General features: G+C 46.1%; 15 protein-coding genes. All 15 read right to left on the reverse strand.

The genetic code is table 11. The features are described 5' to 3' along the window. The coding region (locus ACFINW_RS08165; RefSeq protein ID WP_375674112.1) for a Bgr_08870 family protein at positions 1-236 on the reverse strand (236 nt) is incomplete at its 3' end. 13 nt (positions 237-249) lie between these two features. Continuing rightward, positions 250-3393 carry a DUF4815 domain-containing protein gene (locus ACFINW_RS08170; RefSeq protein ID WP_375674114.1) on the reverse strand — a complete coding sequence of 1048 codons (3144 nt, stop codon included), beginning with the start codon at positions 3391-3393 and terminating at the stop codon, positions 250-252. Between the two features lies 1 nt (position 3394). After that, entirely contained in the window at positions 3395-4501 is a 1107-nt protein-coding gene (locus tag ACFINW_RS08175; protein ID WP_375674116.1) for a phage tail protein, read from the reverse strand. Further along, positions 4501-5352, reverse strand: a complete 852-nt coding sequence (locus tag ACFINW_RS08180; RefSeq protein WP_375647667.1) for a baseplate J/gp47 family protein — start codon at positions 5350-5352, stop codon at positions 4501-4503. Before ACFINW_RS08180 ends, ACFINW_RS08175 begins: the two co-directional genes overlap by 1 nt. Beyond that, on the reverse strand, positions 5339-5725 hold the full coding sequence (locus tag ACFINW_RS08185) for a GPW/gp25 family protein (RefSeq protein WP_375621649.1): 387 nt from the start codon (positions 5723-5725) through the stop codon (positions 5339-5341). The genes ACFINW_RS08180 and ACFINW_RS08185 overlap by 14 nt, the downstream gene beginning before the upstream one ends. 3 nt (positions 5726-5728) lie before the next feature. Beyond that, the gene (locus tag ACFINW_RS08190) at positions 5729-5929 is read right to left on the reverse strand and encodes a hypothetical protein (protein WP_375620339.1); all 201 of its coding nucleotides are present in this window, start codon (positions 5927-5929) and stop codon (positions 5729-5731) included. Between the two features lie 12 nt (positions 5930-5941). After that, positions 5942-6535 (reverse strand): hypothetical protein, encoded by a 594-nt coding sequence (locus ACFINW_RS08195; protein WP_375637306.1) that lies wholly within the window; start codon positions 6533-6535, stop codon positions 5942-5944. After that, the gene (locus tag ACFINW_RS08200; protein WP_375674118.1) at positions 6532-7053 is read right to left on the reverse strand and encodes a hypothetical protein; all 522 of its coding nucleotides are present in this window, start codon (positions 7051-7053) and stop codon (positions 6532-6534) included. The genes ACFINW_RS08195 and ACFINW_RS08200 overlap by 4 nt, the downstream gene beginning before the upstream one ends. Next, positions 7050-7544, reverse strand: coding sequence for a phage virion morphogenesis protein (locus ACFINW_RS08205; protein ID WP_375630779.1), 495 nt, complete (start codon positions 7542-7544; stop codon positions 7050-7052). The genes ACFINW_RS08200 and ACFINW_RS08205 overlap by 4 nt, the downstream gene beginning before the upstream one ends. A 1-nt stretch (position 7545) precedes the next feature. After that, positions 7546-7968: a gp436 family protein gene (locus tag ACFINW_RS08210; protein WP_375612327.1), complete on the reverse strand. Its 423-nt coding sequence runs from the start codon at positions 7966-7968 to the stop codon at positions 7546-7548. A 15-nt stretch (positions 7969-7983) separates the two neighbouring features. Next, a complete protein-coding gene (locus tag ACFINW_RS08215) occupies positions 7984-8949 on the reverse strand; it encodes a capsid protein (protein ID WP_375674120.1) in 966 nt (321 codons plus the stop codon). A gap of 12 nt (positions 8950-8961) precedes the next feature. Further along, a complete protein-coding gene (locus ACFINW_RS08220; RefSeq protein WP_375674122.1) occupies positions 8962-9303 on the reverse strand; it encodes a hypothetical protein in 342 nt (113 codons plus the stop codon). Then, a complete protein-coding gene (locus ACFINW_RS08225) occupies positions 9300-10298 on the reverse strand; it encodes a phage protease (protein ID WP_375674124.1) in 999 nt (332 codons plus the stop codon). The genes ACFINW_RS08220 and ACFINW_RS08225 overlap by 4 nt, the downstream gene beginning before the upstream one ends. Before the next feature lie 609 nt (positions 10299-10907). After that, a complete protein-coding gene (locus ACFINW_RS08230) occupies positions 10908-12113 on the reverse strand; it encodes a phage minor head protein (RefSeq protein ID WP_375674126.1) in 1206 nt (401 codons plus the stop codon). After that, complete coding sequence (locus tag ACFINW_RS08235; protein WP_375674128.1) at positions 12106-13707, reverse strand: DUF935 domain-containing protein; 1602 nt, start codon at positions 13705-13707, stop codon at positions 12106-12108. The genes ACFINW_RS08230 and ACFINW_RS08235 overlap by 8 nt, the downstream gene beginning before the upstream one ends. Position 13708 lies beyond the last annotated feature (1 nt).

Below are 13708 nucleotides of genomic sequence, written 5' to 3' on the forward strand. Positions count from 1 at the left end.
TCAGCAAATGAGAAAGTTTTATCCGCTGCCATTTTGCCATTGAGAGCGCTTTCTAGATTTGTGATTTCGCTTATGGTGTGCGTGTGTTTTGAAGGCGCTTTTTCGTCTACCTTGTCCTCAACATCGGCTATTGCCTGATCAATTTTTGTCAAGTTTTCGCGCAAGATTGGGAATTCAGAACTGATAAAACGCCCCTCTTTAGGCAATTCCATATCGAGTTTTTTGGTTTTTGTCATCTCTGTTCTCCCATCACAATATGCCAGCGCCAAAATCACACACCATGGACCGCGCTGCTGGTCCACCGGTAAGGGTCAATTTCAAACGTGCTTGTTTGGCTGTTTTGTCACTGCTCACAAATTTTCGTTCTGTCCAAAGCGGTTCAGCGAGTTGTTCTGTTTCCTCTAATTTCAAAGGGGTGAAAGCACCATCATCCAGCTGCATCTCCAGTGAAAAGGTTGCACCGCCCGGTAAAAAGGTTTTGATATAGCTGGTCAATCTTGCTTTTTCACCAAAGGCAAAAGCACGCGTGACATAGGTAGCTTCCTTATGGATCTTTCCCGCAATCAATTGAACAGGCGCAAACAAGACGGGTGAGAGCTTTTCGGTGCCTTTGAGAATGGCACGAAGTTTTACTTTTTCACTGATATATTCAGTAAGGCTTAGCAATTGAAAGGGCAGGAGTTGATAAATTGTGCCATTGTTTCTTTCAATTTCAAAGATGACAGAACAATCGCTTGAAGGCAATTCAATGGCTGCGCGTACTTGCAAATCAGAGCAGTCCACAAGGTCAAAAGTGCCTAAATCGACAATCTTTTCTGTTTGCCTATAGCGTGCCGCCAGCACTCGAAAGGCTAAGGCTTCATCTTGATGAGCGGTCCAGCTCCTAGCATTGACAGAAGAAAAGCGTGGACCGGTCACGTAAGGGTGACTTGAGACAAATCTTTGGTGTTCTGCATCAAAATCTCCAAGCTTTGCTAGTGAAACGGCATGATCAGCATCATCGGTTTTAATGACAAAAGCAGTGAGACGGTCATTAGGGACTAACAAAGGGACATCATAGCGTGCCTCTGCCCAACCTAGCTTTGCGCCCTTCATAGAATAAAAGCTTTGTGCTTGAATATCGGCGGTCGGATAACCGTTTTCTGTAGTGACCAAATCAATCACCAAATCATGCTTCTCATTACCGATTTTGCAAAGATGAAAGTCAATACCGGTGATTTGCCGTGTTTCATCGGGGGTAAAGACTTGCGCTTGTGGGTCAAATTGCATCCATATTTTCACAGTGGTGGTGCGCCGCATCACTTTCACATCAATCAGACCTTGACCGGTAAAAAGCCCCGTTGCAATGGTTCCACCTTTCCCCCGTGCCACAACATTTTTTGTGCCAGCGGTGATGTTTTGTGGAATTTTAAAAGTTCCTTCAAGGGTGCCCTTGCTATCGGCAACAAGGCGGCTCGCTGGCAAAACATTCACACCATCAAAGATGAGGCTTTCTAATTGTTCTAACTTGCCAAAGCCTTCAATTTTAAAGTGAAGGGTAATTTGTCTTAAAAAGTCGGTTTGTTCTTGATGTGCATTGACCAAGTCATCACGCACTTCTGTGTTACGGATAGTTCTGCCGCGATGTTTTCCCATAATGATTTGATTGGTCACGCTTGAGAGCCAATCGGTGCGCTGTTCATGCCAGAAGTCTGTCGCGGGTTCAAGGGTTACTGTACCAGGCAAGGTCGCAAAATTTTGATAAGGATTGATTTTTTCGCAAGCCGTTGTCAACTCTTGCGCAATGATCACTTCATTTGTCCAGTCAAGCGTAACAGGCGCTTTTAAAGGAGCAGTGTAAAAGGTTGGGTCAATGGCAAGCTGTAAAATGCCGTTGCCTACAGCACCTGTTTGTTGAAAGCCTTCATCTCTGTAACTGTCATCGAGAAAAGGGTCGGCAAACATGCCCTTTTTGGCAACAGGTTCTTTAGAGTCAACATTGCTTTTAATACGCTCTAATTGCATCAATCGATCAAGCGAAAGCACTCGTTGAAAATAGCGCCACATTTCATCATAGGGGGCAACCCGTGTGCCATCATTGACGACAACCGGCATTTCAAGCCAATTGTTGGTAATGGTTGCAAGGGACAACACATCATCAGGAACACTGGGTGCCATGGGTTGGTCTACTGAGATACCTTTGATGTAAACCACATTGCCCCCTGTGTTGAGACCGATACGGTCAATGCGGGGCAATTTATAAGTGTAACTGACGATAATATCACCACCCTCCGCACCCCCTGAGACAGTGATTTCCTGCGCTGTTACTTTATCAGCCGTGATTTTTGCGCGATAGCGGTAAGTCACCTTATAGCTGCTCCCTGCTAAAGGTTCGTCTCCCACCGGTGCCCAATCAATGGTGTCTCCTGTTTTTTTAAAATCTGTGCCTTCTTTAAATTCCTTGCTTCCTTGAACGATTTTGATAAACGCGGTGATGCTTTTATCAGGAACACCATCACGCCCAGCGGCAACGGCACCACGGGTGACGTTAACGGTTTTTTCTTTTGTCAACAAAAGAGACTGAATATCGGCAATAGGAAAATAATAGGGTTTAAAGGTGAAACTTGTTTTCCCTTTTGGGGGCGCAAAAATATGCGTTTCGCTAGGAACAACGCTTGTCGAAAAGTCCTCGAGTTCTTCATGACGCAAAGCCGCTAAGCGTTTGCGTTTAAAGCCATTGATATTGGCTTCTCCTTCTTGAATACTAAACACTTGGCAACCGTTATTGGCTCCCAATGCACTTACACGGCAGCCACTCACGATATAATGCCCATGGGCGCGGTCGTACGTCGCAATAGCTTGCATGGCGGGTTCAAGCAATGAGGGGGATTTTTGATCAATCAGAACACCATCTTGTAAGATATAAACCGGAAAGAAAGCCCCTTGCTGCGCATCCTCTTTTAGTGCCCAAACAAGCTTTGCTGTTTCGCGTGCCGCTCCAGGCTCTCCTTCTGCTAAGGTGCCAGGGACTTGCCCCAAGAGCTCTGGATCATCTTCGTGTGTTATCCATTTTTTTTGCAGCTTCACACCAATTTCCAAGCGCCCAATCATAGCAACATTGTTGAGTACAGCTGGTGCAACGGGGAAAATATCGCCTGCGATATAAATCTTGCCATCCGTTAAAGTGACGGTCTTTGTCTCTTTGTTGACAAAAGCATCAGCCCGTTCAACGCGGTCTCCTTCTTTTGCAACAAGGCGCCCCAAGCGGTCATGACGCCCCCTGATGATGGTTTGAACCTCATTGAGTTCACCACTTTGAATAAAGGGACGCGTGCCATAAAACACCACGCTTTGTTGTTCCTCTTTGCCGCGAGATCTGTCAATTGCAAAGGGTAAACCACTTTCATGCTTCATATTAAAACCTCAATAAAATCTTGAATTGTTCGCGAACATCGGCACGCAAAGGAATATTGATAGGCGTTTTGAGTATCTCTACACCGCCATTTAGCTCATCAGCCCCTAACCAAAGTTTGCCAAGAGGGGTTTGTTGTGCAAGACAGCCATGAACGAGAAGGGAAACAGCGGCGGCTTGTTTGTCCTCAACATCTTCAAAATCTGTGCGGGCTGCAAGAAACAACAGAGTGCCTGTTGTAGAAGGGATAAATCTGTTGCCACAATGGTTGTAAACACCCTCTAAAACCTGCTCTACAGGCTGGACAATGTTGCATCGGCGATACCCAATCAGAGTATTGTTTTCGTCTCTTAAAGCCAAATAAAGGGGACGATTTTGGAACCACTCTGCCATGAGTATATCGCGTTCATGTTTTTTGACCGAACACCACGGAAAATTTGCCAAATCCCAAGGATAATCAATTTGGTTCCAGCTTAACTCTTCATCCCCATCATCTATCCAATTACCAATAAGCCTGCCTTCTTCTCTTGTGAGCGTGTGATTGATTTCTGTTGTGCGTCCAAAGGAAAACAAAGTGTCCCCAGCTGTTAAGTGAACACCGCTTTCATATTCCAACATGCTGTCATCAAACCGTGACATATTGCATTCAACAGCTTGCACATCATAACCATAGGTCCCACGGCGAAAATCAGAGCGCAAACTTTTGGAAAGGTCGGTAATCGCTTCAATAGCTTCAAGGCTTTTACGTTCAGGCAACTGATCAAAATCAAGTTGAAAGGAGTTCCACCATGCGCGCCCTGTCCATGCGGGTTGAAAGCGTGCTGTAAGCTCTAACCATTGAAGCCCCATCTCTATTGCCATAACAGACCCGCGCAGGCGTTGCCATGCAAGCCCTTGGTCAATCAAATCATAGAGGTTAGAGAAATAAGGGGTTAATTCTTGTAAGCCATATTCGTCTATTAAAAAGGGCAACCAAGAAGGCGGACGCGTGATAAATTTCGCGCGAGGTATTTCTTCGAGTGCAGTTTTAACGTGAAGGTCAAGAGCCATTGCTTCTGCAAAACAACGTTCAAACAAGCTCGAATTTGGGGGCAAAAGTGAGGAAAGCATCAATAAGCACGCCCCCGTTCAGACAAGACAATATCCCCTAGTGCGACGGCTTCATCCGGTGCGACCAAAATATCCTCACAAGGTTGCGTTATGTTTACATGGTGAACGCCTTCAACCATCAAGCGGCTTAGTATCCAACTTAAAGACAAATCACGCCCAAGCCTTTGCGCACGCGCCCATTCTGCTCTTAAATTCTGCTCCGCTCTTTCCAAAACAAAGGAGCCTTCATCCGGTAACAACCAAAAATCAGCAGAAACATTGATCATCCGCTGTACCGCGCTTTTCACAAGGATGTGGTCATTGGTCATTTTAACATGGGGGGCATCAAGGGCGGCTTGCACCTTGGCAATTAAAGCTTCATCTGCCACCCCTGATGGGCTATCACTAAAAAGAGCCACATGAATAATCGGGCTTTTGCCCACACGATAAACAAAAGCATCTTTGACATGGATATCACTGGAGAGCGCAAAATATTGATAACGTGGCGCTGTGCCCCCTGTGGAATGTCCTTGTCTATTCAAGCGAATGCGGCGGCGAAACCGCTCATCATCTTCATCCAAAAGGCGCGTGACCCCATGAAAATCCCCCAAATGGTCTAAACTTGTTCCACGAGCAAATGTGAGTAAATTATCCCGCGCCACTTCATTGATCCGTTGGCGCAACAGCAACTCTTCATAAGCCGCCGCTTGCAATTGAATGACCACGGGATCATAAGCGGTCTTTTCCACATTATAAGGAATATGATGCGCCGCAAAAAGCTCAGTCAAACGCGTGATCTTTTGCTCTAAAATTGCTTCAACAGAAAGCTCTTCAATAATTTGTGGGAGAGGAAAAGGTTCAAGCTCTGTCATCACCAACCTCTAAATTGATGCTCATTGGCTCTTGGTGTGACCAATCCCCCAAATGCCCATTGGGATAAAAAACACCCGTTAAAACAAAATGGAATGTGCCTTCACGCGTTGCTTTTGTCAGATCAATCCTCTGCAACGAAAACCCAGGCTCTCCACACTCTGGATCATCGAGTGCTTCAACAATTGCTTGATAAAGCTGCATCATCGTCGCAGGATCAGCATTGGCATCTTGGAATGCTCCAACATCACATCCATAATGACGACGCAAAACCCGTGTCCCAATTCTTGTCGTCAGACATTTACGAAGTGACTGTTGACAATGCGCAAAGCCATACAAGAGAGAGCCATCCTTTTCGCTCATCCCGCACCGCATGCTTTAAGCCCCTTTGCTTGTCTTTGTGGTAGAGACCGTTGGGGCCGCAGCAACAACAGGGGCTGGTTTTTCAGCGATCTGACCAAGCAGCAACGGATATTTAGCCGCTTCCTCACTTAAACAAATTTCCTCACCCTTGCCTGGTGAACGCTTGCCTGCAACAAAATCGGCATTGGTTAAAATAACATAAGTGTTCTCACGCATGATAAAACTCCTTTAAAGAGGGGAAGAGGTTGTGGAGGGACCCATTTTGACCCCACCGTGTTTGTGGCTTGCGCCAACAGATTTTTGATTATGCTGTAAATCTTCTGCTTGAATGTGCACACTGCCCGTTAATTCAACACGGGTTGCTTGATGAGAAAGCACCAAACCTTGTGCACTCAAATGAATTTGATTTTCCCCATGGGAGAGAATAAGTTCATCTTTTGTCATCCGCAAAGCGCCACCGGCATAACACAGAGCAAGTTCTTGGAAAGAGCGTGCGGGATTAGGCGCATCCTCACTATAGCTATCGCGCACCACCAGAGAGGCAGAACCAATTTCGCCATGGGGGTTCAACAACCGCACCGGATCACCAACATGGAGGGGCATATTGCTTGAGAGAGCGCCAGAAGCTTCTTGCGCTTGCAACCAAGGCGATAAAACCGCTTGTCCATTGGAACCCTGTTCGCAAAGTTTCACCCGCACCCTATGACCATCAACTTGCACAACCCGCCCGATCATGTGCTGGTTGGCAAGACAGCGTTCAAGCGCATCAAGACGCTTCATGATTTGTCGAAAGGTATCACTTAAGAGATGTGCATCATTCATGCCCCCACCTCATTGTCCCATGAAATCAAACCACTTTTGAGTTGTCCCTCATCACAAAAAATATCCTGTCCCAACTGATGCAAATCTTGGTGCCATTCCACCACGCTTATCGATACACCACGCTGCTTAATCGCCGCAGAGATAATCGGTTCAATTTGCACCTCACGCGGGGCACTCAAATGCGTTAGTCCCCACAATTGCCCGCTATGACAAAGCACCGCAATGGCTTCTGCTAAAAGCCAACTGGAAACATCACGCTCTTTACCTGTGGTAATAATAAAAGCCCCTAAATGAAGATCCGCACTCATCTGTCCAGAAGCAACAGAAATTAAACGGCTTTCTAACACCGCAACCCGTATTGCTGGAGCCACCAGCATTTGTGTTTCAAGTTCTTCTAAGTTAAAACGTCCAAATTGACAGCCGCAATCACGCACATCCGGTAAAGCGCCTTTAAGGCTTCTTATCACCGCTTCACGAAACTGATTAATGCGCCCTGCTTGTGTGATCGTTTGACTCATGAAAAGACCCTTTCCAGCCAATCTTCTGTCGCTTTGACAATTTCCACTTTATTGTGCTCTGAAAGCCCCAAATAAGGGCGTGCGGGCATGGTCACTTGATGCACACAAACAAAGCGGTGTGCATTGCCGCTTTTAAGAAAAAAGCGCAGTGTCTTGCCATTTTTCGGGCGAATAACCCCACCCAATTGATGAATCCGCGCATAAACCAACCCAGAGCCCACAATCACCTGTTCTGGTGAAGCTTTCATATCAATGGAGCGTGAAAGCGCCCCACTGGCATAAAGAATGGAGGTGCGGGCATGATTGTTTTTCCACTTCTCTCCTTGAGCAGACATTTTTTCACTTTGAATCCGCCGCCTTGTGCTTTCTTGAATGAGACGCCCAACCCCTTGTGCCAAAGTCCCCATCGAGCGATCAGCTCCCTTTTGCAAAAAGGATAAAGCCGCTTCAAGCCCTGTCTCTTTAATCTCAATATGGGTTGCAACAGACATATTATCTTCCCATCAAACGCGGCTTGGCATGGAAGAAAGCCCCATCACGCACGGGACCATCTTCGCTCATAATTTTAGGTTCATCTATACCTAAACCCGCTTTGCCTTCGGCAATACGTTTCAGCAAATCAACCGCCTGTTTGTAACGATCTTCAATAGTCGTGGTCAGTGCCGTATGGCGTATGGCTAAATTATAAACAGCAATATTGACACAGATCATACCCAGAGCCGCTGGCTGTCCAGCAATGGGGATTGAGTAGCGATGAGACAGATGCACATCAATCTCACCGCTTGCCTGTTCGAGCGCGCGGGCAATGGCTTGCTCTGAAAAAACTGGATCAGAGTTCTCATCCATCCCGCACAAATCATCCAAGAAGTCATCACCCCAGAGCTCTTCAATCAATGTTTTGCTTGCATAAGCCATGTTTAAAAGTTTCCCTTAGACAACTTCTTGCAACAAAACGCCGGCATCTTTTGCGGCAACCAATTCACACACACGTTCCCCCACACGCACCCGTTTACCACCCGACAAGCCGATATCTGGATCATTAATCACTCCAGACAAACGCTCGCCCAACTGGGCGCTAAAGCCCCAACTGATGACCGAACCATCTGCCTGTTGTTTGGTAGGGTCAATATAAAGCAGTGCAATCTTATTGCCCCACACGCGTGCCAATTGTGCCGAACGCCCTTTACGTGCCAAATTCACTTGCGATTCACCAATGAGTAAACGATCGGGGTGTATTTCCATCAGATCAGCAAATTGCGCCTTGGTGACAAAACCATCAGCAGTGCCACCCCCTTTAACAGCTTTAATGATTTTGGGATGACGTTTGAGTTTTGACCAAACAACTTTGCCCATCACAATGGTGTTGGGCGTATAGACGAGACTTTTATCCATCGCCTCATCTAAAGTGGCATAAGGGTCAGATTTCTCATAATCGCTAAATTTATTTTCACCCTTAAGCGTCATCACCCGCTCTGGTGCGTAATTTTCACTTCTTTGCACAAGAGCTGCAACACGCACTTCACGCCCCAATTCTAGCAAATTGGCAAGTCCCTCTACAGCTGTCTTTTCGGGGTTATAACGAGAGCGTCGCTCCGCCCGTGCCCGTGCCGCTGCTTCAATATCTGAATTGGGGATAAGATCATCAAGTCCGTAATCTTTGACACTGGCTTCCCGTTCAAAGGCAGAAAATTCCACCACATTCGGGCGCCCTTTTCGCCCAACCTCAAGTTCAGGCACGGTAAAATTTTCTGCTAAAGGAAATTCACTATATTTAAACACCTCACTTAAAACACAAACGCGTGGCAAAACTCTATCGCCAATAAGAGAACCTGCTGGATTGCGATAACCAATAGCAATAGCGGTGAGTGTTGGATCAATGGGAAAAGGTCTGTTCATTTTATGCCTCGATTAATTAATTTTAAAAGAAATAACATCACCAGCAGAACCATCACTCATGGCAATACCAATGGTGCGATCTGCGGCTTCCGCTTTAATGGCGTGTCCTTTGGGGTCAGAGGTCAAAAAATCACCAAAGGAAACATTGCCTCCACAAACCACTTCGCCCCAACCACATTGGCCAACATCAATCATCTCACCAGCCTTGGCTTCACAAGACCCAGCAGTCCCTAATAATTTATCACCCTTACCAGAAGCCATTGCCACCATTCCCTCACCGCGGGCTGCAACAATGCAATAAGGTGAGATCACATCTCCAGCGCGAAAAGATTTAATTAAAATCATCGTACTCATGATTGGCGCTCCTTTTGCTCGCTAATATACTCAACCGCTTGGCTAATGGTGATGTCGAAGCCTTTTTTCTTCTGCTCTTCCTGATAATGACGTGCCGCAAGGGCAACCTCTTCTGGAGCAAGCTTTGGTTCTTGTGCTAAGGCACACACTTCTAGAGGGCTTGTTGAGGCAAGCGCCGGCAACTTCTCGACCAAACTTTTAAAATGTTCCATCCCCCCTTCAAGGCTACAGAGCGCACGATATTCCTCGCGAGCAGCCGGCAAAATCTTACCCTCTTCAATGGTCTTATCTAAAAGACTCTCAATGGCACTGTTTTTTTGCTCTTCTTGCAAAAGCGCTAAATCTTCTCGCGCTTTTGTTAATTGGGCATTTAATTCTACGCGTTCCTTTTCGCGCGCTTTAAGCGTTGCTAAAACCTCATCCGCTTTAGCATCTTCTGCCAGCGATAGTGCACTGGCAATGGCTGTCAAATCCATCATTTTCTCCGTCAAAGTTATAGGGGAGGGCTGTTCACGGCTTAAAGCCGTCATGACAAGGGCTGGACGGTTCACCAAACCAGCACCGGCTAAATTTAAAATTTCACCTTTCTTAGAATGGCGAAACTCAGGCGAAAGATAGCGATATTCTCGGGCAACAATCTTTTTAGCGGCCATATCGGTCCATTTAACACGCCCCCAAATCGCACCATCCCGCTCTGCTAATTCTTCAATCCAGCCACTGGCAGGTGCTTCTAAACCATTTCTCGCACGGTGATGTTGCCCATGCTCATAATCAATCACAAGCGGTCCTTTATTGGCTGCAAAGGCTTTTAAAATAGTTTGCGGGTTATAATGCCACTCTCGTCCATCACGTGCCTTCACATGGGGCGCTTTGGGCAAAAGCTCTACCCATTCAGGCGCTTGGCTAACGGTAGCGTCTTGGCAAAGATCTATTAACGCAGCATGAAATGTTTCTGCATCCCCATCTTTTTGATCTTCGTGAAATTCCTGTTCCATACATTGCCTATTGCTTTACAATTGTCATTGGCAATACAATGCATGAAACTTACTCCCACTATAAGTCTGACACTGTCAGTCAAAAGAGCATTTCTCAAAAAAGCACTCTTTTCCCTATTATTCTCCTTGTGAGAGAAACCCCCGTGCCAAACCATCCCATAAAATCGTTTTCAAAGGCACTTCAAAGGCGATAGAGCGCCGTTGTCAAGTGAGAGGTACAATTTATCATCTTATACAAAAAAAGCCTCTCACAAGCCGTTTTTTTTAAGATTGCTTTTTGGCTTAAAAACATTATATCATTGGAGGTAAGGCGTGAGCCAGTTTTGCCAGGACGGTTTTACCGGATCTGCGAGGAGTTGACCGCCCTCCACGCCTTCTCATTTTCTCAAACATCGGCTCTCTTCACAAAAGCCAACATGGTTTTTCTCAAGTCGTTTTTTTAAAGATTGCTTTTAAACTTTTAAACTGTTACTTCTATCCACGAGGCGTGAGCCAGTTATACCAGGACGGTTTTACCGGATCTGCGAGGAGTTGACCGCCCTCCACGCCTTCTCATTTTCCTCGCCTCTTTTCCGTTAAGAACACAAGACTTTCTTCCTGTTGTTCTCTTTACAACAACCTCTCGCCCTTTTTTTCAGCCGCATCCAATAAGCGTCCAATTTCTCTAGAGTTTTTTTTATGCATGGAGGTCAACCACCATTCTTGTTTGCTTGCTACAAATTTGACCACAAAGCGCCACCATGTCCCACCACTTTCACCAAAAAACATAACACCCTGCGTATCTTTGCGTCTGATAACGCCATGGGGTTTTATGAATGTTTGAATGGCGCCTCGAAAATCCTCCAAGTGAAGATCACGCGCTTGATGCTCTAACAAAATATGTTTCACACTGTCTGCGGATAAGCGAATAAGAGAATTTTCCGCTGCAAAAACATCACCCACCTTTTGTGGTATCGGTGCAATCGGTATAAACCCGCGAGGCATCCGTCCTTCAAACATGGCTTCCAAAAGTGGTGAACCCACAATATCTTCAATGGCAATGCGTTTGTCATTGTCCCCCATCACAGAGACTTTATCACTCAAAAAATTGCTTAAATTTTGCGCGCGATGTTTCCCAGGGTTCAAATGCCAACCAGGATCAATGCCCTTTGGTATCTTCTCAATTTTCCCCGTTCGCTTATTGTGCCAAACCTGCTTTTCAACATGAAGTGGCTCTGCCCCCTCTTCATAGCCTAAATCTTCTGCTTCATAACGGCTTACCTGTCGCACACTGCATTTACACCGCCAACCATTAGGTGGATAAAGCCAATCCCAAACCGGATCATCAACAGGTGCGGTAAACCCCACCCAACTTTCATGTTCTAAACGCTTATGTTCTGAACTCGACAAAGCATAGGTGAGATAGGGCAAAAATTCTTTATTATTTTGTGTGCGCTCCCACTCGCCTGCTGCATGCGCACTCATGGTATTAGCCCAATAGACCGTCTCTAAGCGTTGCGGGCTGCCCAATTGCACCACGCTCTTTTCACCAGTTTTGGGGTCAATGCTGGTCTTTTTACCCCACCAACCCTTTTCCTGTAAAATCGGCATCAAATTTTTTTGAAAATCTTGAAAAGGAACTTGATGTTTTATGGCTTCTCCAACCGCTCGCTTAAAATCATCCAAAATGTCATAGCCTACCGATTTTGCTACCGTAAAGGAAAAAGCATGTTCTTCTGGTGCCACATCACGCCAATCAAAGCTTGGAACAAGTGCCTTGGCTTCAAAATAACGGGTGACCTCTTTAGGGGCGGTTTTAAAAAGTTCCTCATCCATGATACCCAAGCCCACGTGCAATCATTTGTACTTTTGCCAAGCGCGCTGCTAATGCGTGATGATCCATCTCACCTAGCAATTCATCCAAGCCTTTTAGGATATCCTCATAACTTTTTGCTTCTCTCACAAGCTTTTTAAAAGGCTCTAAAAGGGGTTCTAAGTCCTCTTCCCAGTCACTTAAAGCTTCTTCAGAAAGCCGGTCCAATTCGTCGTGATATTTCCCACCATGCTCTTTTCCACCCTTGCCCTCTCTTGTCACAGAAACATCAAAAGCACCCCCACAATCAGCACAAACATGAGCCTTTTGTCTTGCCTCACCATCCTCTTGTCCCCTCTCATCATCAAGCGCATTATCAGGAGCCTTTAAAACATCCTCTTCCTTTGTTGGTTGCGAAAAACCAATCTTATTGCGCACTTCTTGCGCCCCAACACGCAAACCCAAGGGCACAAGTTTTTCCAGTGCATCACTAATCGCTTTAATATCTTCATTTTCCGAAATCGGCCAATAGACAAGGGGGGCGCGCTCTTGGCGTCCAAAATTAATCTCAACAAAAGGCACAATCAAATCACGATTAGCCGTTAAAGCTAATTGGCGTGCATCAGCTCTGGCAATATCATGGCGCACATTTTCATGAATGCGCGCTTGCGAAAAGGACGAACCATCATCCGTCGTCATGGTTTGCCCCAACACACCTTTAGAAATTTGTCGATCTAAATATTCCGCCTTAGAAGCAAACACCGCATTGCCACTGCCCCCTGCCGCTTCAATAAATTCAATCTCCATCTCTTTGGGAATAATCGCTGCCGCATCACTGGATAAATCACGCACTGCTTGAATGAGAACCCGTCGCTCCTCATGAGAAGAGCTTGCCCCATATTTACCCACACGCAAAGGCATGCCATAAACTTCTAAAAATGCCATCCAATCTTTTAAGGTATAAGATTTAAACAAAAAAGCCCAAGCTGCAAGCCGCGCAAGCCCAGAACGAATAGGCAAACCGCTTTTTAACTTGGGTCTGTGAATAGAAAATTTATAAGCAGGCAATTCACTTCCATTAAAAGACCCCTCTTCTTTTAAACGCAAATGAAAACCATCCCGCCGATCCAATTGAAAAAACCGCTGGTCACGCCATTTCCAAGCAACCGGCCACCATTCCTTGGCACTCTTGTCCCACAAGGTTTCTACAACCGCATAACCTTTCCCCAAAGCATCCAATAAATCCGTCACATAATCATCAACAAAGGTAGGCGCACTAATCACTTCCCGCACCGCATCTGCTATCTTTTTGTCCTGTGCACTATTGCTTGCGGCAATCACTCCAGGCTCCACCCCTGTGAGAGCATTTTTACGCATGCCAAGCACAGCACGATAATGCAAATCACGCTCTTCCATATCATCGGCAAGTTGGAAAAACTGCTCTGGATGACCCTCTGCTGCCTGTTGTAAAATATCAGCAAGTTGCGCAGGGGTCAGACCACTGACAATGGTTTGTGACCACACATCACGAACACCGCCAACGGTAGGGCTTGCAACTTCTCGCTCCAACCCTTTGATATTAAGCGCCCTGCCCCACTGATCTAAAAGTTTTACCATC

Origin of the sequence: Bartonella sp. AA18HLJMS (assembly GCF_042197245.1) — a bacterium.
In the GTDB taxonomy this organism is placed as follows: domain Bacteria; phylum Pseudomonadota; class Alphaproteobacteria; order Rhizobiales; family Rhizobiaceae; genus Bartonella.

Excerpts from the sequence above, each read along its gene's own strand:
- ACFINW_RS08170 (WP_375674114.1), bottom strand. The coding sequence starts at position 3,393 with ATGAAGCATGAAAGTGGTTTACCCTTTGCAATTGACAGATCTCGCGGC.
- ACFINW_RS08175 (WP_375674116.1), bottom strand. The coding sequence starts at position 4,501 with ATGCTTTCCTCACTTTTGCCCCCAAATTCGAGCTTGTTTGAACGTTGT.
- ACFINW_RS08180 (WP_375647667.1), bottom strand. The coding sequence starts at position 5,352 with ATGACAGAGCTTGAACCTTTTCCTCTCCCACAAATTATTGAAGAGCTT.
- ACFINW_RS08185 (WP_375621649.1), bottom strand. The coding sequence starts at position 5,725 with ATGCGGTGCGGGATGAGCGAAAAGGATGGCTCTCTCTTGTATGGCTTT.
- ACFINW_RS08190 (WP_375620339.1), bottom strand. The coding sequence starts at position 5,929 with ATGCGTGAGAACACTTATGTTATTTTAACCAATGCCGATTTTGTTGCA.
- ACFINW_RS08195 (WP_375637306.1), bottom strand. The coding sequence starts at position 6,535 with ATGAATGATGCACATCTCTTAAGTGATACCTTTCGACAAATCATGAAG.
- ACFINW_RS08200 (WP_375674118.1), bottom strand. The coding sequence starts at position 7,053 with ATGAGTCAAACGATCACACAAGCAGGGCGCATTAATCAGTTTCGTGAA.
- ACFINW_RS08205 (WP_375630779.1), bottom strand. The coding sequence starts at position 7,544 with ATGTCTGTTGCAACCCATATTGAGATTAAAGAGACAGGGCTTGAAGCG.
- ACFINW_RS08210 (WP_375612327.1), bottom strand. The coding sequence starts at position 7,968 with ATGGCTTATGCAAGCAAAACATTGATTGAAGAGCTCTGGGGTGATGAC.
- ACFINW_RS08215 (WP_375674120.1), bottom strand. The coding sequence starts at position 8,949 with ATGAACAGACCTTTTCCCATTGATCCAACACTCACCGCTATTGCTATT.
- ACFINW_RS08220 (WP_375674122.1), bottom strand. The coding sequence starts at position 9,303 with ATGAGTACGATGATTTTAATTAAATCTTTTCGCGCTGGAGATGTGATC.
- ACFINW_RS08225 (WP_375674124.1), bottom strand. The coding sequence starts at position 10,298 with ATGGAACAGGAATTTCACGAAGATCAAAAAGATGGGGATGCAGAAACA.
- ACFINW_RS08230 (WP_375674126.1), bottom strand. The coding sequence starts at position 12,113 with ATGGATGAGGAACTTTTTAAAACCGCCCCTAAAGAGGTCACCCGTTAT.
- ACFINW_RS08235 (WP_375674128.1), bottom strand. The coding sequence starts at position 13,707 with ATGGTAAAACTTTTAGATCAGTGGGGCAGGGCGCTTAATATCAAAGGG.